Genomic DNA, 18,343 nt, shown 5'->3' on the forward strand with positions numbered 1-18,343 from the left:
CGTGTGGGGCGATCCTTTGACAAGTCTCAGAGGTCAGGTAAGTGTGATGTGATAACGTTACATTTGGAGCTCGCCATGGCCGTTCACCACCCGGACACCCGCCTTCCTGTCACTGTCCTGTCGGGCTTTCTGGGCGCGGGCAAGACGACGCTGCTCAAGCACATTCTGACCAATCAGCAGGGGCTGAAGGTCGCAGTCATTGTCAATGACATGAGCGAAGTGAACATTGACGGGGATCTGGTGGCGCGGACGGGTGAGGTCACCCGGACGGATGAAACCCTCGTTGAAATGACCAATGGCTGCATTTGTTGCACCCTGCGCGAGGATTTGCTGACGGAAGTCCGCAAGCTGTCTGAGAGCGGACGCTTTGATGCGCTGGTGATTGAGTCCACCGGCGTGTCCGAACCCTTGCCCGTGGCGGCGACCTTCGACTTTCGCGATGAGGCCGGGCAGTCGCTGGGCGATGTGTCCAAAATTGACGCCATGATCACTGTGGTGGACGCGGTGAACCTCCTCAAGGATTACGCCTCAACCGATTTTCTGTCTGACCGCGGCGAGACCGCGGGCGAGGGGGATCAACGCGCCGTCATTGACCTGCTTGTGGATCAGATCGAGTTTTCCGACATCGTCATCATCAACAAGGTCGAGCAGGTCACGCCCGAGCATCTTGCGACCGTGCGCAAGGTCGTTTCCGGGCTCAATCCCGAGGCCGAGATCATTGAAACCAGTTTCTCCCAAGTCGACCTCGATCGGGTACTGAACACGGGGCGGTTCGATTTTGAAAAGGCGCACAATCACCCGCTCTGGGCCAAGGAGCTATATGAGTTTGATCAGCATGTGCCTGAGACCGAGGAATACGGCGTCGAGCATTTCGTCTATCGCGCGCGCGCCCCGTTTGACCCGGCGAAGCTGCATGCTTTTTACGGGCGTGAGTGGCCCAATGTCATCCGCGCCAAGGGGCATTTCTGGATCGCCACGCGCCCCGACTGGGTGGCGGAGCTGAGCCAGGCCGGCGCTCTGGTGCGTCATCAGGGGCTGGGGCGCTGGTGGGCGGCGGTCCCGCGCGAGCACTGGCCGAGCGGCAGCGACTTTGATCAGATGATCAACACCCATTGGGACGAGGTCTGGGGCGATCGCCGTCAGGAACTGGTCTTCATCGGCATCAATATGGACGAGGCGCTCATCCGTCGTGAGCTCGACGCCTGCCTTGTGGATCCGTCATCAGGGTTTGCGCCAGAGCTTTGGGCGGGACGGCTCGACCCCTTCCCCGAATGGGGCCGGTAAGATGTCAGGTCATGCCCCCTCGCAGCGTTCAAGCGAGGGGGCGATTGGCGCAGAGATGCAGATCATATGCGAACGCGGTGTCAGTCTAGGCGATCGCGGAGCGGCCGCCGTCAACATTCAGTATCGTTCCGGTGATCCAGCTTGAGTCCTCTGACAACAGGAAGCGGGCCAGGGCGGCGGGGTCTTCAGGCTGGCCCAGGCGCTGCAAAGCGTGGCTTTTGGCGATGCCGTCGCGCATGGCGTCGCTCTTGATCACCGACGACGCCAGCGGCGTTTCCGTCAGGCTCATCGCAATCGCGTTGACGCGCACTTTCGGCGCGTATTCGGCAGCGAGCTGACGGGTCAGCGCATCCACTGCGCCTTTCGCAGCAGCGATGGCGGTATGGTTCTGAAACCCTTTTTGCGCCGCGACCGAAGAGAACAGCACCATGGATCCGGCGTCAGACATGCGCGACCGGCTGGACCGCGCGGCGTTCAGCGCGCCAATGACATTGACCTCATAGGCATGGCGCATGTCTTCGGCGGTGACCCGGCGCAGCGGTTTGAGATCAATGGTTCCAACCGCGTAGGCCATGCCGGAGAGCGCGTCCGGACCCTGCTCCAGCGCCTGCTCGACGGCGTCGCTGTCTGTGGCGTCGGCGACGGCGTAGCTGGCGCCGATCTCTTCAGCAAGACTGGCGAGCGTGTTTTCGTTGCGGCCGATCAGATGAACCTGGTGACCGTTTGATGTGAGGCTTCGCGCCAGGGCGGAACCGACACCGCCCGCTCCGCCGAATAGTGCGTAGCTACCCATGTGTGTCTCCTCGATTCGCGTCATTCAAACTCTTGTGGCGAGACGGGTGAGCCCGTCTCGCCACCCCTAATCTGTTTCAAAGTGAACGCAGAAAAAGGGGACGCGCGCCATGAGGCCCGGTTTGCGCTCAGAGAACTCGGTCAGGCGGCACATACGCAGCCGCAAGGGAGATGAGCCTATCGCGTTTGTCGAGATGCGTGCTCAGCTCCATCCCGTCGATGGTGGGCGTTGCTTCTCCGGTCACACCGTCCACCGCGCCAGCCTTGAGGGCGGCGGCGAGCCGGTGGTGCTCGCGCACATCGCTGACCGCATCTTGCCAGACAGGCGCCTGATCGGGGGCGCGTGCCATCATCGCCGCGGCGAGCGCATAGCTTGTCCAATGGCTGACGCCCGCCACTATCAGGGCGTCGGCCCCGGTGGCGCTGGCGATGGTCTGGCCCTGGTCGATATGGGTGAACAGCGCGGATCTGGGCAGGGCGCCCATGCCGATCTCATTGCCGCCATCCCCGGCGGCCAGCCGGATAAAACCCGAGCGGGGATGAAAGACAGCGTCAAACGCCAGCGTATGCGCGCTGAGATCGCGGCCGCGCATGGAATAGCATCGCCCGTCTATCGCCCGGCCCGGCCGCTCGATGGAAAACACGGTTTTGACACCGCGCGCATGCAGCGCGTCCTGCAAGCCGTCAGCGTGTTCAAGCGCCAACAGAGTTGAGCGGGGCAGGCCCGCTTCACGCACCAGTTGATCGAGCACTGGCGCGCAGGGCGCATCGGTCACCACCATCACTTCACGGCCAAGTGCATGGAGCGCTTCGGCGATGGCCATTACCGCCATCGGCCCGTCGGTCTCAGCGGCGGGCCGAGCGGCATGGGCGACGTAAAAGCCTGTGAACAAGGCGATGGGCCGGGTGTCTCGCATGAGATGACGGGCGGCGCGGTCCAGCCCGCCCGTCGCGAAGGGAGCCAGAGCGTCCGCACCACGCGCAGCGCCGCGGGCGAGCTCGGTTTCAAGGGCTGAGAACAACAGGTCCTGAGTCATGGATTGAGCGTAAAGCAAAACAGCCCGGCGCGGGAGCGCCGGGCTGTCAGGATGGGAAAACCGTTTAGGCTTAGCCTTCGGCCTGGATGAACCCGCGATTGCGCAAAAGCGGTGTCACTTCCGGCTCACGGCCCCTAAAGCCGATATAGGCGTCCATGGCCGGTTGGGAATCGCCCGCAGAGTAGACGCTGTCGAGCAGCTTCTGAGCGAGCTCGGGGTCAAAGATATTGCCGGCTTCTTCAAAGGCGGCGAAGCCGTCATTGTCCAGAACGCCCGCCCACAAATAGCTGTAATAGCCAGACGAATAGCCTTCGCCCGCAAAGGTATGCAGGAAGTGGGTGGAGCGGTGACGCATCGGAATGTCCTCGGGGCTCTGACGCTCACCGAGAACCTCGTTTTCAAAAGCGTCGATCTCGATCGCTTCGGGCTCGGTGTTCAGGTGATACGCCAGATCCACAAAGCCTGAATTGAGGAATTCCACCGTGGCGAAGCCCTGGTTGAACGTGCCGGCGGCCAGCAACCGATCCAGCAGAGCGGACGGCATGGGTTCGCCCGTTTCATAATGAAGCGCGAACCTTTGCAGCACTTCCGGCTCAGAGAGCCAGTGCTCATAAAGCTGGGCGGGGAATTCGACGAAATCGCGATCCACCGAAGTGCCTGCAAGCGAGGCGTATTCCGTGTTGGACAGCAGACCGTGCAGGCCGTGGCCAAACTCGTGGAACAAGGTCACTGCGTCCGTGAAGGACAGCAAGGCAGGCTCGCCCTCTGCCGGCTTGTTATAGTTGCAGTTGTTCAGGATCAGCGGGATCTGTCCGGTTTGTCCGTTCTGAGCGCGGAAGCTGGACATCCAGGCGCCGCCACGCTTGCCGGGACGTGCAAAGAAGTCCCCGTAAAACAGACCCGCAACCTCGCCATCAGCGTCGAGCATTTCCCAAACGCGCACATCCTCGTGATAGGTCGGAATATCCGTGCGCTCGCGGAAACTGACGTCGAAAAGCTCACCTGCGACGTAGAACATTGCGTCGATCATATTGTCGAGCTGGAGGTAGGATTTGACCTCTGTCTCGTCGATGTCAAAGCGCTCGGCGCGCACTTGTTGAGTGTAATAGCGCCAGTCCCAGGGCTCGAGCTCATGATCGAGCCCGGCTGCCGCGATGCGCGCTTCGATATCCGCAGCTTCTTCCAAAGCGCGTTCGCGCGCCGGCCACCAGACCTGGTCCATCAGCGCCAGCGCGGCGTCCGGCGTCCCGGCCATGGTGCCAGCGGTGCGGTAATGGGCAAAGGTTTCAAAGCCGAGCAGATTGGCCAGTTCAAGACGCGCCGCCAGGATCTGACGGATCGTGTCTTTATTGTCGTTGGCGTTGTCATTATCGCCGCGCTGGGTCCAGGCGCGCCAAGCCGTTTCGCGCTGATCCCGGTTCGGCGAGGTTTGCAAGAACGGCTCAACGCTGGATCGGGCCAGCGTGATCACATGGCCGTCCATGTCGCGATCCGCCGCAGCGCCCGCGGCCGCAGAGACCACATAGGCCGGCAAGCCCTCCAGATCGTCTTCACTGAGGGCCAGGGTCCAGGCCTCGCGGTCCCCTTGTTCGTTCTGAGAAAACTGGGTGTAAAGCCCGGCCAGTTCAGAGCGCAGTTCCGCAAACCGCGCCCGTTGCGCCTCATCAAGCTGGGCGCCCGCGCGAATGAAATCTTCATGCGTGGTTTCCAGAAGACGCGCTTGCTGAGCCGTCAGGTCCAGGGAGTCGCGGTTTTGATACAGCGCATCGATGCGCGCAAACAAAGCCGGGTTCAGCGTGATGGATGCGCTATGCGCGGCCAGACGCGGGCTCATCTCGCGCTGGATCGCCCGGATTTCGTCATTGGAGGCCGAGCTGGTGAGATTGAAAAAGACACTCGCAATCCGGCTCAGTTGCTGCCCCGACATCTCCATGGCCAGCATGGTGTTCTCAAACGTTGGCGCTTCGGGATTGTTGGCGATGGCTTCAATCTCGGCAGCGTGGCGCATAAAGGCCTCATCGAACGCAGGCCGGAAATGCGCTTCCTCGATCTGGTCCAGCGGGGGGGCGCCATAAGGCGTGGTCCAGTCCGCCAGAAGGGGATTGGATTGTGATTGCATCAGGCCGGCGCTCAGCACTGTCAGCGACGAAAGCGCAGGTTGCGCGTGCGCGCCCGTGGCGAGGGTGAGCAGCAGAGCCGAGGCTGCAGCACCAAGGCGAAGAGACTGTTTCATACTTTCCCCAATAGCTGTGTTAAGCGTTATAACATCACGGCACAATTTAGGGGCGGAGCGGCAAACCTCAATTAAATTTGCTGTCAGGTGGGGGACGCGGCCGGGCGGCGGATGAGCCTGAGCGCCTCCGCGCCGCGCAACAGCACCATACCCAGCCCCGCAACCCAGGTGATGCATGCGGCGATGAACAGCGCCGGGCTCCATTCGGTCGGCTGACCGTCCGACCAGACCGTCGGGGTTTCAAGGCCCAAGGGGGTGAAGAGGTGAAAGATGATCGCCCCGCTCATCACACCCATCGCCAGCAAGCCGCCCAGGCTCTGGCCCAGCGCGGCGTGGCCGGATTGGCGCGTGGTCAGCATCACCGCCAGAGGCACGCCGAGCACTAAAAGCGCAGCCGTCAGCTCGGCCAGGCCGATGATCCAGGGGCCGGCGGGATAAAACAGCCCGATCCCCGACCAGTCGCGCAGGGTTTCAAAGATATGCTGGGGCGTTTCATGCCCGGTGAATTTAAAGCGCAGGGAATCTAGAAAGATCGCCGAAATCCAGATCCCGAACCCATAGGCGGCCAGTTTGCGAAGATTGATCTTCGGCATACGCCCCTCCTATTCGCTCACAAGGGCGGGGAAATTGGCGTCCGCCCGCGCGATATGGCCAAGAATGTCCTGGGTCCAGCGCTCTTTGATCTCGCGATTATAGTTCAGATACAAAACGCCATCGACGATATTCCAATGATTGGGATCGCCTTTGGCGGTGTAGCCCTCAGACACCGCCCAGGCGCAATACCCGCCATAGGCGGGGGCGTAGCGTTCGGGGTCCGCGACGAACAGATCGAGATTGGCCTGGCTGGCGAAGCGCCAGTCCGCGCCATTCCAGGTGGTCGTATAGGCGCGCTCGCCGCGCAGGGCTTCGCCTTCGGTGTGATAGGCGACGGCGTCATACCCGCCCACAGCGGTATTGCTGAACCGGCCCGTATAGACCGCGTCTTCCGCCCAGGCTGACGCGGCCGGAAGGGCGGCGCCGGTGAAGGCCAGCATACCGGCCAGAAGAAGTGCGTTGCGCATGATCTTGCTCCTCTGTCATCGACATGAGTGTCGTTGAGCCAAGGCTTAGACGAAGTCGTCCCATACCGCTCTACACAGGCTTGCACGAAGCCGTGAGCCGCGCGTGATAGTGTTAGTTTGCAGACGCGGCGCTGGCGCCGAAAGGCTTCTGTGACTAGATGTGCGCCAGCAACACTCTGTGACAGCGCAGGAGCCGGGCATGGCTGAAGAAATGAGCACCGCCGTTGAAGGCGAGACCAAGGCTGAAGCCTATATCCGCATCGGCAAGGAAATCGCCGCCATTGTCGCAGGCGAGACCAGTCACACCGCCCGCTACGCCACGGCGGCGTGCCTGCTGGCGCATAATTTCGGCCCGCGGTTTTTCTGGACCGGGTTTTACGTGGTCGATCCGCTCAAACCTGACCAGCTGGTTGTAGGCCCGTATCAAGGCACGCTGGGCTGTTTGCGCATTCCGTTTGGGCGCGGCGTCTGCGGCGCGGCGGCGGCGACAGGCGAGACCCAGCTGGTGCCGGATGTGGAGGCTTTCCCGAACCACATCGCCTGCGACAGCCGATCCAAATCAGAGATCGTTGTTCCGGTGTATGACTCAAACGGACAGCTGGCGGCGGTCCTAGATGTGGACTCCGCCGAGCTCGACGCCTTTGATGCGGACGACCAGACCGGTCTTGAGGCTATCTGCAAACTGCTTCTGACCGCCTAGAACAATCCCAGGAATTTGCGACGGCGGGGTTCGCCGGGCTCCGCTTTCACGGCCGGTGTGACCGGGGCCGCCGGCTTAATGTCTGTCGCCTTCGGGCTGGCGGGCTGCGGTGCGTCGCCCAGACGCGGCGGCGCCGGCGCGCAAACCTCGGCGTCGCACAAGGCGGCGTCCATGCCGTGGGCGCTGCTGGCGCTATGGGCGTAGCTCATGGAAGCGCCAGAGGCTTCGCCCAGACCCAGCCGGGTCCGAACCGAAGCGCGAAAGTCTTCGGCGCGCTCGCTGAGCGTTTCGGCGCGGGCCTGGTGTTCCTCAAGACGGGAGAGATCGGCCGGACGCGGCGCACGAACCGCCGACGCCACATCATCCAGGCGGGCGCGGGCCAGGGCTTCACGAGCGCGTTCGATGTTCAAACGGGTGGGGTCTGCACTCATCATCGCCTCCTGAGGGGTTTGCGAGGGTGAAGGAGTTTACGATTTCTTAGCATACCACTCAAACCCCCCGGTGCGCGAGATCATCGCGACGTCGACTTCGCCGCCGACTCCGGTCTGGGTCTGGTGCAGATCGCTTTTGAGAATATTGAGCTCCACCAAGGCCTTGGCGGTTTCCCCCATCTGTTTTTTACCCGAGGCCGCCACCACGGCGATGAACGGGTCGATAAATTCTTCCTGCGAGATGGTGCGCGCCGTATGGATGAATTCCGCGGACAGGGACAGCAATTCAGAATCGCGCAATTCGCTCATCACAGCGTCCACTGCGGCGTCGTCGAGCCCGGCTTTGCGAAGCGCAACCTCGCTGGCGGCTTCATTGGTCACCATGTTCATCGACGCCATGACGTCAAACAAATAGGGGTGAACCCCGCGCAGGAAGGCGTGGGTCATTTCCGCCTGGGCGAAAGTGCGCAAGAACGCGTTCGGGCCGTTCTCGACGCCGACTTGAGTGGTTTCGTCATGAGCGCGCTTCATCACGCCGTCCACCAAGATCGAGGCGTAGTAATGGCTGTAGACCGGGAAGACGTCGCTTTCCCCAAAGCCTGCGAACACCAGCCCGGCATAGGGCTCCAGGAAAGCGGGCTTGGTGACGATCAGATAGGCGAAATCAAACAGCTTGTTGCGGATCCCTTCCTGCATGCCGAACGGGCCGAGCGCGTCCGAGATCAGGCTGTCGAGCATGGCGGCGTACCGCTCGTAAAAGCGGTCGCGGTCCAGTTCAGCGAAGACATCCAGATTGGCTCGCTCCGCTCCTCCGTCATCTTGCAGGAGGTGCGCCCGATACAGATCCAGCGCGCCTTCAAAGGCGGCGGCGTCGTCGCCATACTCGCTGGGTGCATGATGGCGCAGGGTGCGCGCATGGTTGAGTACGGTCAGCATGGCCGCCCGCATCAGGCTTTCGAGCTCATCCACCTCTTCCTTCTCGGGGAAAAGCGCGCGGTTCTGGTCGATGAAAGCGAAAAACGCGTCGGCGCAGGCCTGAACGCTGTCAAAGTCATGATCGCCATGGGCGCGTTTGAAAGCGTGGGCGATATGTGACCAGGAGCGACCGAGCACATCACCGCGCGAATACACCATCAGCGCCATGTTCGGCCCGAGCTGCAGGATTTTTTCAGCTTCCAGCGTGACAACCGAGCCCGGCCCGCCGCCATAGGTGACCGCGCTGTCCGCCGCCAGCACGACCGCCTGCCGGTTCATGATCATGACCTCTGACGTCATCGCCGTTTCCCCTCGCTTCAGCCCCCTCAGGCCACGCCGCCTAAGCCTCATGCATATGTGAATGGCGTTCATGTGCTCAGACGTTAATAGAACGTTAGCGCTCTCAGATGTGGCTGTTAAGCTCGTAGCCAGACATTTCTCCTGAACCCCCGGATATTGCGACATGAACGACACGACTGACACCGAGACCAAGACCGGGCTGCGCTGTTATTTCGCGTTCCGCAGCCCGTATTCACGCCTGGGCCTGCACAAGCTGGCGCGCGCCGGGTTTGACGGTAATCTCATCGTGTTCACCGGACCGCCCGAGGATGCTGAGTTCGCCGATCCGACGCGCAACAAGTACAAGCTCGCCTATTACCAGCAGGACGTGTTTCGCATGACCATGCGGATGCACCTGCCCCTCGCTTTGCCCGATCCGTTTGACCCCGATTATCGCCTCGCCAATCTCAGCTTCATCGCCGCCCAGAACGCCGGCAAGGGCCTCGCCTTCGCGCTTGCCGTGTCCGATGCGCGCTGGGGGGCGGGGAAGACGATTTCAGACGCGGATGTCCTTGCCGAAGCTGCGAAGACGGCTGACTGGACCGGCTTTGACGCGGACGCGATCAGCGCGGACGCCAGCCTGGCGCAAGTGATCAAGGATCAGCGCGCCAAGATCGCAGAAGACGGCGTGTTCGGCGTGCCCTTCCTGATCGACGGCCCTAACAGGTATTGGGGCCAGGACCGGTTTGACCTCTGGCTGGAAGAGCGTGCGGGCTAGGGGAGAAAGAGCACATGAATTCCCGGGCGAGCAAAAGCGAAGACCCGGGACCTCCCTCCGCGAAAAGCGCCTCACCTTGAGGGAGGCCCCGGCTCGACGCTGCGCTTGGCCGGGGTTTCAGTTTGGGGGTTAGTGCGAACTTATCCGCCCCCTCTCCCGCGTGAGCCATACTGCGTCCCGTTCCTTCCAGGGCGGGCGGCCGGCGCGTTCAGGCTGGGAGGGGCGGGATGTCCCGAGGACAGAGCGTTTAACGCACGCTCTGGCCGAAAAGGCGGATCATCATCGTACGGTCCAGGGCAGCGGCGTCTGATGAGACACTGACTGCACCGGCGGCGCGACAGCGCAGAAGTCTCCGTGCGGTGATCCCGACAAAACATCTCAAGCGCGGGAGCCGGGTGGCTTCCTAGACGATCCATATTCACTTTAACGGCCCGCTCCCGCGCGACCCGTCATGAGCTCTCCCCCTGCGTTTGCGCGCGGGGCTATGGGTGTTTCCCCTCTCCCCCTTGGAGAAGGGGGAGAGGTCGGGTGAGGGGGTGCGCTTCAGCTCGCAACAGTCTTGAAGGATCAGGCGCCGCTCACCCCTCACCTGTCCTCTCCCCTCAGAGATGGGAGAGGGACGCTCACAAACGTCGCTGTGTGTCCCGGTCATCCAGGGTCGTCGTATATCCGGCTCTGGGTCCCGGCCTTCGCCGGGAAAGAGTTAATTATAAAAGAGCTGAAATCCCGGGCGAGCCTCGCGAAGACTCGGGACCTTTCTCTGCGAGTAACGCCTTTTCCAGCACGAGCCCCCGGCTCTGCGCTGCGCGGGGGTTCAGCGCCGACACAACAAAAAACCCCGGAGCGTGGCTCCGGGGTTTTCGTGTTCAGCCTGACCTGAACCCTACTCAGCGTCGTCTTCGCTCAGCTCGCGATCGAAGAAGTCGAAGATCGTGGTCCACAGATGGCGTTGCAGCGCGGGCGGCCGCACGCCGTGGCGCTGGCCGGGATAGGTCATCATCTCGAACAGTTCTCCGCGCTCCTGCAGCTCGGCATAGAGCCGGGTGGAATGATCAAACGTGACATTGTCATCGGCCATGCCGTGGATCAGCAGGGTCGGGGTTTCATAGCCGTCGAGATGGGCGAAGGCCGAGCCTTCGAAATAGCCGCTCTCATTGTTTTGCGGCGTGTCCATATACCGCTCGGTGTAATGGGTGTCGTAAAGCGCCCAGTCGGTCACCGGCGCGCCAGACACCGCGGCGTCAAATCGGCCCGGCGCCTGCAGCGTGGTCATCAGGGCCATATAGCCGCCATAGGACCAGCCCCACAGTCCGATCCGGTCGCTATCCACGAACTCAAGGCCTTCCAGATAATCAAGCCCGGTCAGCTGGTCGCGCACTTCCACGCCGCCCATCCGGTCATGCAGCGCCGCTTCAAAGGCATGGCCGCGATTCCAGCTGCCGCGATTATCCAGCTTGAAGAGGATATAGCCTTCGTCGGCGAACAGCTGATCGCGGGCGCCAACCCAGCCTTTCGAAACGGTCTGCACATGCGGGCCGCCATAAACCTGCACGATGGCGGGGCAGGGATTGGCCGCCGAGCAATACTCGGGCTTGAGCATGGACCAGTAGAGCTCGGTCACCCCGTCATCAGCGAGCACCGTGCCGTACTCGGGAACCAGATGGCTCTCAAGGAAGGGCGCATAGGGATGGTCTTCGCCAATGGCGTTTTCCTCGATCCAGGCCACGCGTTCGCCGGAGATGTCATACAATGCGGTTTGAGGCAGGGTGTCGGGATCGGAATAGCTGCCGATAAAGCCCGTGCCGCCCTGTCCCAGGCTGGCGCTCCAGCGGCCTTCACCTTGCGTGATTTGCACCGGCTCGCCGCCGTCAAACGGCACGGCGTAGAGATGACGCTCCAAGGGGCTCGCCATCCAGCCTTCAAAATAAACGGTCCCGCCGTCTTCAGACAGGCCCGCAAGCTCATCCACTACCCACTCGCCAGAAGTCAGCGCACGCGTCTCGCCGTCTGGGTTCACATGATAGACATGGCGAAACCCGGTGCGTTCGGACGTCCACAGAAAGCCGCCCTCTTCGAGCGCGGTGAAGTCATTGGTGAGATTGATCCAGGCGCCTGACTGTTCGGTGAGGACGGTTTCGGTCTCGCCCGTCATCGGATCGGCGGCCAGAATGTCGAGCACGGTCTGGGCGCGGTTCTGGCGCTGGGCGTAAAGCGTGGTGCTGTCCGCGCTCCAGTTCACCCGCGCCAGGTAGATGTCGGTTTCTGCGCCCAGATCAACCTGGGTGCGTTGGCCGGTCGCTACGTCGATCACATGCAGCTCGATCAGCGCATTGTCCGTGCCGGCGCGGGGATAGCGCTGATCGGTGACGGTGACGCCCTCGGCGTTGATGCCGAAGCGGGGGACGATCTCGACCGGCGTCTCGTCAATGCGCGCGGCAGCCACATAGCGGCCATCGGGGCTCCACCAATACCCGGTGTATCGCTGCATCTCTTCCTGGGCGACGAACTCGGCGACGCCCCAGCTGATCGCACCGGCGCCTTCGGTCGTCAGGGCGCGCTCCTCGCCGCTCTCAAGATTATGCACCCACAGATTCTGATCGCGGATGAAGCTCACATATTGGCCGTCCGGGCTGACGCGGGCGTCGGTTTCAAACGCTTCGGTCTGCATCAGGCGCTCGGCCTCGCCGGTATCCACATTCACATAAAAGACATCGCCATCAAGCGGCACCAGGATCGCGTCGCCCGTCTCATCCCAGTCATAGCTGACAACGCCCGAGGTCGAGATGCGCGCGCGCTCGCGATATTGAATCTCGGCTTCGGACAATTCGCGTTCATCCGGCGCCAGAACTGCGGAATCCACCAGCATATAGGCTTGCCCGTCGCTGAGATTCATCGCCCAGAGATCGGTCACCGTGCGGTCGTCCGCCTTGGGCCGCAGGAAGGTCACCCGCTCGCCATCGGGAGAAAAGCGCAGGCCGCGCGGCGTCGCGCCCGTCAGGCTGACCGAGCCGAACACGTCGTCAATGCTCAGCGCCGCCGGATCTGCTGGGGCGGGCGGCGGTGTTTGTGCGGTCTCGGCCGACGGCGCGCAGGCGGCCAGGGTCAGAAGGCCGGCGCAGGTGAACAAGGCGTGGCGCATGAGAGCTCCCCTTCTCAAATCTGTTTGGGCGCGACGCTAATGGGTGCGGGCTCTGGGGTAAACGCTGCGCTGGCGTCGTAACTGATCATAAGCATTCTTTTGAGAGGCTTATGGATAACGTGTTTTGACCGGACCGGGAGAGGTTCATGCCGGGGCTGACCCTGATCGCTGTGACGGCCAGCATGCTGGCGAGCGCGCAAAACCAGCGCTTTCCCGTCATCGACATACCCAATGACCCAGCGGCGCGCTATGACGTTCTGATGCTGGTGCCCACACGGGGCGGCAAGCTTGAGATCGTCACCCGCCGGGTCGGGCGCCGGGGCGAGACCTTCGTACAGCGCGAAATCGACTGCCGAGCGGGCCTTGTGCGCTATCTGGGACAGGGGCGCACGGTGGACGAGATGAACGCGGATGACCGCAATTACATGCTCGACCCGATCGACCCCAACTCCATCTCCGGCCATATCGCAGAGTATGCCTGCGAGAATGTTGTGCGGCCGGATTAGGGGTTCGCGTCACGCTGCATTGCGTCATCCCCCCCAAACCCGCTATAGCGTGGCGCTAGAACAAAGCCCCCAGCTAATGGAGCGCGCACGCCTATGGCCGCGTATCAATACGTCTATCACATGGACAATCTGGCGAAGACCTATCCCGGCGGGAAACAGGTCTTCTCCGGCATCTCGCTGCACTTCCTGCCGGACGCCAAGATCGGCGTCGTGGGCGTCAACGGCGCAGGTAAATCCTCGCTGTTGCGCATCATGGCCGGACAGGACACCGACTTCACAGGCGAAGCCTGGGCGGAGAAGGGCGTGCGCGTGGGCTATCTGCCCCAGGAGCCCAAGCTCGACGAGAGCAAGACCGTCTGGGAAAACGTCATTGAAGGGTCTGAGGACAAGCAGATCTATGACGCCTACAACAAGATCGCCATGGAGCTCGCCGAGGATTATTCCGACGAGCTGATGGAGAAGATGACCGAGCTGCAAGAGCAGGTCGACGCACGCGATGCGTGGGACATTGATTCCAAGATCGAGATGGCCATGGACGCCCTGCGCTGCCCGGCGCCGGACGCGGATGTGACGAACCTGTCGGGCGGTGAACGCAGACGGGTGGCGATCTGTCAGCTGCTGCTGTCGAAACCCCATGTGCTGCTGCTTGACGAACCGACCAACCACCTTGACGCGGAAAGCGTAGCCTGGCTTCAGAACCATCTGGAGAATTATCCCGGCGCTGTGCTGATCGTCACCCACGACCGTTACTTCCTGGATGCGATCACCACCTGGACGCTGGAGCTCGATCGCGGTCAGGGCGTGCCTTATAAAGGCGGGTATTCAGACTGGCTGGAGCAAAAGGCCAAGCGCCTCGAGCAGGAATCGCGCGAAGAGAGCGCCAAGCAGCGCGCCCTGCTGCGCGAGCTCGACTGGATCCGCGCCGCGCCGAAAGCGCGTCAGGCGAAATCCAAGGCCCGTATCAAATCCTATGAGGAAAAGCGCGACGCGGCGGAGAAGGAAAAGATCTCGACCGCTGTCATCCGCATTCCGCCGGGCCCGCGGCTTGGCGGCAATGTGGTGGATTTCGACCATGTGTCGAAAGGCTTTGATGATCGCCTCTTGATCAATGATCTCGACTTCAAACTGCCGCCGGGCGGTGTTGTGGGCGTGATCGGTCCGAACGGCGCGGGTAAGACCACCCTGTTCAAGATGATCGTCGGCGAGGAAAAGCCCGATAGCGGCTCTGTCACCCTCGGCGAGACCGTGAAGCTTGGGTATGTGAACCAGTCGCGCGATGCGCTCGATCCCAACAAGAATGTCTGGGAAGAGATCTCTGACGGCAATGACATGATCATGCTGGGCGATCAGGAAGTGGCGAGCCGGGCCTATGTGGGCGCGTTCAACTTCAAGGGCGGCGACCAGCAGAAGAAAGTCGGCGTGCTGTCGGGCGGTGAGCGCAACCGTGTCCACCTCGCCAAAATGCTGAAGGAAGGCGGCAACCTGCTCCTGCTTGACGAACCGACCAACGATCTCGATGTCGAGACGCTGTCGGCTCTGGAAGCGGCGCTGGAAGATTTCCCCGGCTGCGCCGTGGTCATCTCGCACGACCGTTTCTTCCTTGACCGGATCGCCACCCACATCCTCGCCTTTGAAGGCGATAGTCATGTGGAATGGTTTGAAGGCTCGTTCACCGACTATCTGGCCGACAAGAAGCGCCGCCTGGGTGATGACGCCCTGGTGCCCAAGCGTGTCAAATTCCAGAAGTTCGAACGCTAGGTCTTTTGACGATCAAAACAAAAAGGGCGCGCCAACCGGCGCGCCCTTTTTTGTTGGAAGTCTGTGAGACTAGCTGTTGGCGAACCGCTCAAGCCTGTCCCGCACCGCGTCGAAATACGCCGCCACATGCACCCCGTCCACGAGCCCGTGATGGGTCTGGACGGACAGCGGCAGGCTGAGCTGGCCCTCCGCTTCGCGCCGCCACTGGCCCGCCGCGATATTGGGCGTGGCGGCCAGGCCGCCGCCGCCTGAGCGGGGATGCTCAATCGAGGTGAAGCGCAGAAAAGGCAGGCCCGTGCAATAGAGCTGGCCGCACTCGGGCGCCGCCTTGACATGGGTGCGCATCTCGGTGGCGGTCTCCGCCTCGTGCTTGTCTGAATGATAGGCGGCGATGAAGGCGTCGAGGTCTTCGGTGAACGGCACATAGGAGAAGTTCACATGGCCGTGGGTGTTGCGCACGGTGTAGCTGGGCAACAGCGCATTGACCCGGTAGGGCTCGCCCTGGTCGGTCAGCCGCCAGCGCAACGCGTCCACATCAAGGCTTGCGCCCGAGATAGCGTGAAACAGAACGGCGAAGGGCGGCAGGCCGCGCGCTTTCGCCAGGCTGACGAAATCGGGCGCGGTCAGCTCGGCGGTGATGTTCAGCCGCGGATCGTCCAGGGCGTCAAACCAGCGCAATTGCGGGCCGCGTTCAAACGGCGCGTCGATCGGCGCGATGAGTTCGGGGGAGTATGAAGGTGTCATGGCGCGCCTTTCTGGCCGGGGTCTGTGACCGGGCGTGCGCTAGAACCGCGAGCCGGAAACGAAACCGCCGGAGCGCGCTGCTGGTAGCGCGCCCCGGCGGGCGTTTCAACTCTTCTGGCTGAGGGGCCAGAGGCGGGTTTGTCAGGCGTCCTCGCCCGGCGCGCGATTGCGCAGCATGGACGTGGCGGCGCTAACATCGCCGCGATTATTGCCGATCACCGCGAGGATCTGTTCGCGCTGGGTCTGGGCCAGCCAGACGCCGAGCACTTCCACATCCACGGCCTTGAGCTGGCCGTCGGTTTCCAGAATGCGCCAGTTGACGTCGAACTCTTCGCCATTGGGGCCGCCATAGACGCGCGACTGCACGATGTAATCGCCGGGATTGCGGGTGACGGAGCCGGTGACGTCCAGCTGCTGGCCGGCATAGGCGCTCAGCTCGCTTTCGTAAACGCTGATCGCATAGGTGCGGAAAGCGCTGCGAAAGGCGTCGAGCTCGTCTTCAGACGCGCTGCGGCGATACCGGCCCAACACGAAATTGGAGATGCGGTCCACATCGGCCAGCGCATCGATCCGCTGGCGAAATTCGGCTTGCACCGTTGGCAGATCGGTTTGCCCGGCGTTGAGTGCGGTCAGGGTTTCGATGACCTGATTGGCCTGGGTCTGGACGAACGCCTCTGCGTCATCAGCCGTTGTGGACTGCGCCAGAGCCAGCGGCGCCAGGAGCGTCAGGGCGAAGGCGGTGAGAAAGTGTTTGATCATGGGGAGGTCTCCTGCCGCCAATTCGGCGTGCTTATTCAAACTCTGGCAGATCTTGATAGTCAGGATCGGCTCGACTTCCGGTCTCGATGAAGGTTGAGCGCGACTGGCGCCAGGCTGAACGCGCCTGAACATAGGGATCAATTGCGGTGCGATTGAGGCTGTCGATCGTGTCATCGAGGTCCGCCCGGATCTGTGTGCCATTCAGGCCCCGCACGCCCCAGGCCCAGGCCTCGCCCGATTCCTCTTCGCTCCAGTTCAGCGGATGCGGATAGCGATCAACAAACCGTCCGGTCGCGTCGCGCAGATTGGACGGGCCAAGCAGAGGCAGCACCAGATAGGGGCCGTCGCCAACGCCCCAGACCGCGAGGGTCTGGCCAAAGTCGCGGCGATGCTGGGGCACGCCTTCCTGGCTGGCGACGTCAAAAATCCCCGCCACGCCGATGGTCGTGTTCATGACAAAGCGGCCGATCGTGTCGCCGGCGGCATGCACATCGCCTTGCAAAAGCGCATTCGCAAACACCACAGGCTGGTTGAGATTGGTCATGAAATTACGCACCCCGCTTTGCACCGGCTCGGGGGTCACGGCGTCGTACGCGCGCGCGCCCGGACCGATCACAGCGTCGTCCAGCGTTTGGTTGACGGCGAATATGGCGCGGTTCGTGGGTTCGAACGGATCGCCGGTCTCTTGCGCCATCTCTCGTGAAGCGCAGGCGGTCAGGCTGAGAGCAGCCAGCAGGACTGCGGCTTGAGAGGTCAGAGCGGCGATACGCATGAAGGGTCCTTAAGATCGACGTGTCAGTGGGCACAATGTCGGGTTTGAGGTGGGGATATCAAGTCAGGGAAATCCATAACGTGCCGCTCAGCGGGCAGTTCCATCTTGCCTGCAGCGCAATAATCGCATAAAGATATCTTTATGTGGATGTGTCGCCGGTTTCCGGTGATGTAAAACCGTGACTGGACTGGTGATGACCGTGACTGGCCGCTCCTCTGCGCGAGGACCGAAAGTGTCCTTTGAGTTCTTCCCGCCGAAAAGCGAGGAAGCCGAGGAGAAATTGTGGTCGTCCATTGCGCGGCTATCGCCGCTCGCTCCGGACTTTGTCTCTGTCACCTATGGCGCGGGCGGCTCGACGCGAGACCGCACCCACCGCACGGTGCGCCGCATCGTGTCTGAGACCGAGATGGCGCCGGCGGCCCATCTGACCTGCGTGTCCGCGACCCGAGATCAGGTGGATGACGTCATCCGCGATTACTGGGCGGCGGGGGTCCGTCATATCGTGGCGCTGCGCGGTGATCCGCCCGAAGGGCTGGGTCAAGCGTATACGCCTTTCCCCAACGGCTACAGCAATTCCGCCGACCTGACCGCCGGCATCAAGGCCATTGGCGATTTCGAGGTGTCGGTGGGGTGTTATCCTGAAAAGCATCCCGACAGCGCTGACTGGGACGCGGATCTGGACATGCTGAAGGCGAAGATCGATGCGGGCGCGACGCGCGCCATCACGCAGTTCTTTTTCGACGCCGACACGTTCTTTCGCTATCTCGAGCGCGTTCGCAAAGCCGGGATCGATATTCCCATTGTACCCGGGGTGATGCTGCAGCCCAATTTCAAAGGCCTGGTGCGCATGGCCGAGATGTGCGGCGCGCATATCCCGGACCGGGTCCATGCCGTTTATGACGGGTTGGAAGACGACGCCGGCACGCGGGAGCTGGTGACCGCGCATCTGGCGGCTGAAATGTGCGAAACGCTGTGCGAGGGCGGTGTGGACACATTTCACTTCTACACGCTGAACCGGGCTGAACTGTCATTGTCCACCTGTGCGCTGTTGGGTGTGAAGCCGCCTCAAGACGTCAAAGCCGCTTAACGGAACCG

At 62.2% G+C, this 18,343-nt stretch carries 17 protein-coding genes; 6 read left to right on the plus strand and 11 right to left on the minus strand.

Translation table 11 applies throughout. The annotated features are described in order from the left end of the window. Positions 1–75: 75 nt before the first annotated feature. Positions 76–1,284, plus strand: coding sequence for a GTP-binding protein (locus ACP154_RS09015; protein WP_421859779.1), 1,209 nt, complete (start codon positions 76–78; stop codon positions 1,282–1,284). 85 nt (positions 1,285–1,369) lie between these two features. On the opposite strand, the gene ACP154_RS09020 is transcribed toward ACP154_RS09015, so the two are convergent. The 5 genes from ACP154_RS09020 to ACP154_RS09040 all read right to left on the minus strand — a co-directional run bounded on the left by ACP154_RS09020 (position 1,370) and on the right by ACP154_RS09040 (position 6,407). Continuing rightward, positions 1,370–2,077, minus strand: coding sequence for an SDR family NAD(P)-dependent oxidoreductase (locus ACP154_RS09020; protein WP_421859777.1), 708 nt, complete (start codon positions 2,075–2,077; stop codon positions 1,370–1,372). 127 nt (positions 2,078–2,204) lie between these two features. Further along, positions 2,205–3,113, minus strand: a complete 909-nt coding sequence (locus ACP154_RS09025; protein WP_421859775.1) for a glutamate cyclase domain-containing protein — start codon at positions 3,111–3,113, stop codon at positions 2,205–2,207. Positions 3,114–3,183: 70 nt separating this feature from the next. Further along, positions 3,184–5,346 (minus strand): M3 family metallopeptidase, encoded by a 2,163-nt coding sequence (locus tag ACP154_RS09030; protein ID WP_421859773.1) that lies wholly within the window; start codon positions 5,344–5,346, stop codon positions 3,184–3,186. A gap of 83 nt (positions 5,347–5,429) precedes the next feature. Then, entirely contained in the window at positions 5,430–5,939 is a 510-nt protein-coding gene (locus ACP154_RS09035; RefSeq protein WP_421859771.1) for a hypothetical protein, read from the minus strand. A gap of 9 nt (positions 5,940–5,948) precedes the next feature. Further along, positions 5,949–6,407 (minus strand): YHS domain-containing (seleno)protein, encoded by a 459-nt coding sequence (locus ACP154_RS09040; RefSeq protein WP_421859769.1) that lies wholly within the window; start codon positions 6,405–6,407, stop codon positions 5,949–5,951. A 199-nt stretch (positions 6,408–6,606) separates the two neighbouring features. Between ACP154_RS09040 and ACP154_RS09045 the strand changes: the two genes are divergently transcribed. Continuing rightward, positions 6,607–7,107 (plus strand): GAF domain-containing protein, encoded by a 501-nt coding sequence (locus ACP154_RS09045; protein ID WP_421859768.1) that lies wholly within the window; start codon positions 6,607–6,609, stop codon positions 7,105–7,107. Here ACP154_RS09045 and ACP154_RS09050 read toward each other — a convergent pair. Together ACP154_RS09050 and ACP154_RS09055 are read right to left on the minus strand one after the other, a co-directional pair. Next, positions 7,104–7,538, minus strand: a complete 435-nt coding sequence (locus tag ACP154_RS09050) for a hypothetical protein (RefSeq protein WP_421859766.1) — start codon at positions 7,536–7,538, stop codon at positions 7,104–7,106. The two genes, ACP154_RS09045 and ACP154_RS09050, sit on opposite strands and share 4 nt — an antisense overlap. Before the next feature lie 36 nt (positions 7,539–7,574). Next, positions 7,575–8,813 (minus strand): hypothetical protein, encoded by a 1,239-nt coding sequence (locus ACP154_RS09055; protein WP_421859764.1) that lies wholly within the window; start codon positions 8,811–8,813, stop codon positions 7,575–7,577. 163 nt (positions 8,814–8,976) lie between these two features. Between ACP154_RS09055 and ACP154_RS09060 the strand changes: the two genes are divergently transcribed. Then, entirely contained in the window at positions 8,977–9,570 is a 594-nt protein-coding gene (locus tag ACP154_RS09060; RefSeq protein ID WP_421859762.1) for a DsbA family protein, read from the plus strand. A gap of 883 nt (positions 9,571–10,453) precedes the next feature. On the opposite strand, the gene ACP154_RS09065 is transcribed toward ACP154_RS09060, so the two are convergent. Continuing rightward, positions 10,454–12,709 (minus strand): S9 family peptidase, encoded by a 2,256-nt coding sequence (locus ACP154_RS09065; RefSeq protein WP_421859760.1) that lies wholly within the window; start codon positions 12,707–12,709, stop codon positions 10,454–10,456. 146 nt (positions 12,710–12,855) lie between these two features. On the opposite strand from ACP154_RS09065, the gene ACP154_RS09070 reads away from it, so the two are divergent. Further along, a complete protein-coding gene (locus tag ACP154_RS09070) occupies positions 12,856–13,215 on the plus strand; it encodes a hypothetical protein (RefSeq protein WP_421859759.1) in 360 nt (119 codons plus the stop codon). Positions 13,216–13,308: 93 nt separating this feature from the next. Next, positions 13,309–14,973 (plus strand): energy-dependent translational throttle protein EttA, encoded by a 1,665-nt coding sequence (gene ettA / locus ACP154_RS09075; RefSeq protein WP_133725143.1) that lies wholly within the window; start codon positions 13,309–13,311, stop codon positions 14,971–14,973. A 69-nt stretch (positions 14,974–15,042) separates the two neighbouring features. On the opposite strand, the gene ACP154_RS09080 is transcribed toward ettA, so the two are convergent. The 3 genes from ACP154_RS09080 to ACP154_RS09090 form a co-directional block, all read right to left on the minus strand. Next, positions 15,043–15,717, minus strand: coding sequence for a CatA-like O-acetyltransferase (locus ACP154_RS09080; RefSeq protein ID WP_421859757.1), 675 nt, complete (start codon positions 15,715–15,717; stop codon positions 15,043–15,045). A 141-nt stretch (positions 15,718–15,858) separates the two neighbouring features. Beyond that, a complete protein-coding gene (locus ACP154_RS09085; protein WP_107712681.1) occupies positions 15,859–16,476 on the minus strand; it encodes an ABC transporter substrate-binding protein in 618 nt (205 codons plus the stop codon). Positions 16,477–16,507: 31 nt separating this feature from the next. Beyond that, positions 16,508–17,248 (minus strand): MlaA family lipoprotein, encoded by a 741-nt coding sequence (locus tag ACP154_RS09090; protein WP_421859756.1) that lies wholly within the window; start codon positions 17,246–17,248, stop codon positions 16,508–16,510. A 193-nt stretch (positions 17,249–17,441) separates the two neighbouring features. Here ACP154_RS09090 and metF point away from each other — a divergent pair, with 193 nt between their 5' ends. Beyond that, positions 17,442–18,335, plus strand: coding sequence for a methylenetetrahydrofolate reductase [NAD(P)H] (gene metF, locus ACP154_RS09095; protein WP_421859754.1), 894 nt, complete (start codon positions 17,442–17,444; stop codon positions 18,333–18,335). The last annotated feature ends 8 nt before the right edge of the window (positions 18,336–18,343 follow it).

This window comes from Oceanicaulis sp., assembly GCF_965249665.1.
Lineage (GTDB): Bacteria > Pseudomonadota > Alphaproteobacteria > Caulobacterales > Maricaulaceae > Oceanicaulis.

Coding starts and splice junctions, on each gene's coding strand:
- ACP154_RS09050 (WP_421859766.1), bottom strand. CDS start 7,538: ATGAGTGCAGACCCCACCCGTTTGAACATCGAACGCGCTCGTGAAGCC.
- ACP154_RS09080 (WP_421859757.1), bottom strand. CDS start 15,717: ATGACACCTTCATACTCCCCCGAACTCATCGCGCCGATCGACGCGCCG.
- ACP154_RS09055 (WP_421859764.1), bottom strand. CDS start 8,813: ATGACGTCAGAGGTCATGATCATGAACCGGCAGGCGGTCGTGCTGGCG.
- ACP154_RS09090 (WP_421859756.1), bottom strand. CDS start 17,248: ATGCGTATCGCCGCTCTGACCTCTCAAGCCGCAGTCCTGCTGGCTGCT.
- ettA (WP_133725143.1), top strand. CDS start 13,309: ATGGCCGCGTATCAATACGTCTATCACATGGACAATCTGGCGAAGACC.
- ACP154_RS09015 (WP_421859779.1), top strand. CDS start 76: ATGGCCGTTCACCACCCGGACACCCGCCTTCCTGTCACTGTCCTGTCG.
- ACP154_RS09045 (WP_421859768.1), top strand. CDS start 6,607: ATGGCTGAAGAAATGAGCACCGCCGTTGAAGGCGAGACCAAGGCTGAA.
- ACP154_RS09060 (WP_421859762.1), top strand. CDS start 8,977: ATGAACGACACGACTGACACCGAGACCAAGACCGGGCTGCGCTGTTAT.
- ACP154_RS09025 (WP_421859775.1), bottom strand. CDS start 3,113: ATGACTCAGGACCTGTTGTTCTCAGCCCTTGAAACCGAGCTCGCCCGC.
- ACP154_RS09085 (WP_107712681.1), bottom strand. CDS start 16,476: ATGATCAAACACTTTCTCACCGCCTTCGCCCTGACGCTCCTGGCGCCG.
- ACP154_RS09070 (WP_421859759.1), top strand. CDS start 12,856: ATGCCGGGGCTGACCCTGATCGCTGTGACGGCCAGCATGCTGGCGAGC.
- metF (WP_421859754.1), top strand. CDS start 17,442: ATGACCGTGACTGGCCGCTCCTCTGCGCGAGGACCGAAAGTGTCCTTT.
- ACP154_RS09040 (WP_421859769.1), bottom strand. CDS start 6,407: ATGCGCAACGCACTTCTTCTGGCCGGTATGCTGGCCTTCACCGGCGCC.
- ACP154_RS09065 (WP_421859760.1), bottom strand. CDS start 12,709: ATGCGCCACGCCTTGTTCACCTGCGCCGGCCTTCTGACCCTGGCCGCC.
- ACP154_RS09035 (WP_421859771.1), bottom strand. CDS start 5,939: ATGCCGAAGATCAATCTTCGCAAACTGGCCGCCTATGGGTTCGGGATC.
- ACP154_RS09020 (WP_421859777.1), bottom strand. CDS start 2,077: ATGGGTAGCTACGCACTATTCGGCGGAGCGGGCGGTGTCGGTTCCGCC.
- ACP154_RS09030 (WP_421859773.1), bottom strand. CDS start 5,346: ATGAAACAGTCTCTTCGCCTTGGTGCTGCAGCCTCGGCTCTGCTGCTC.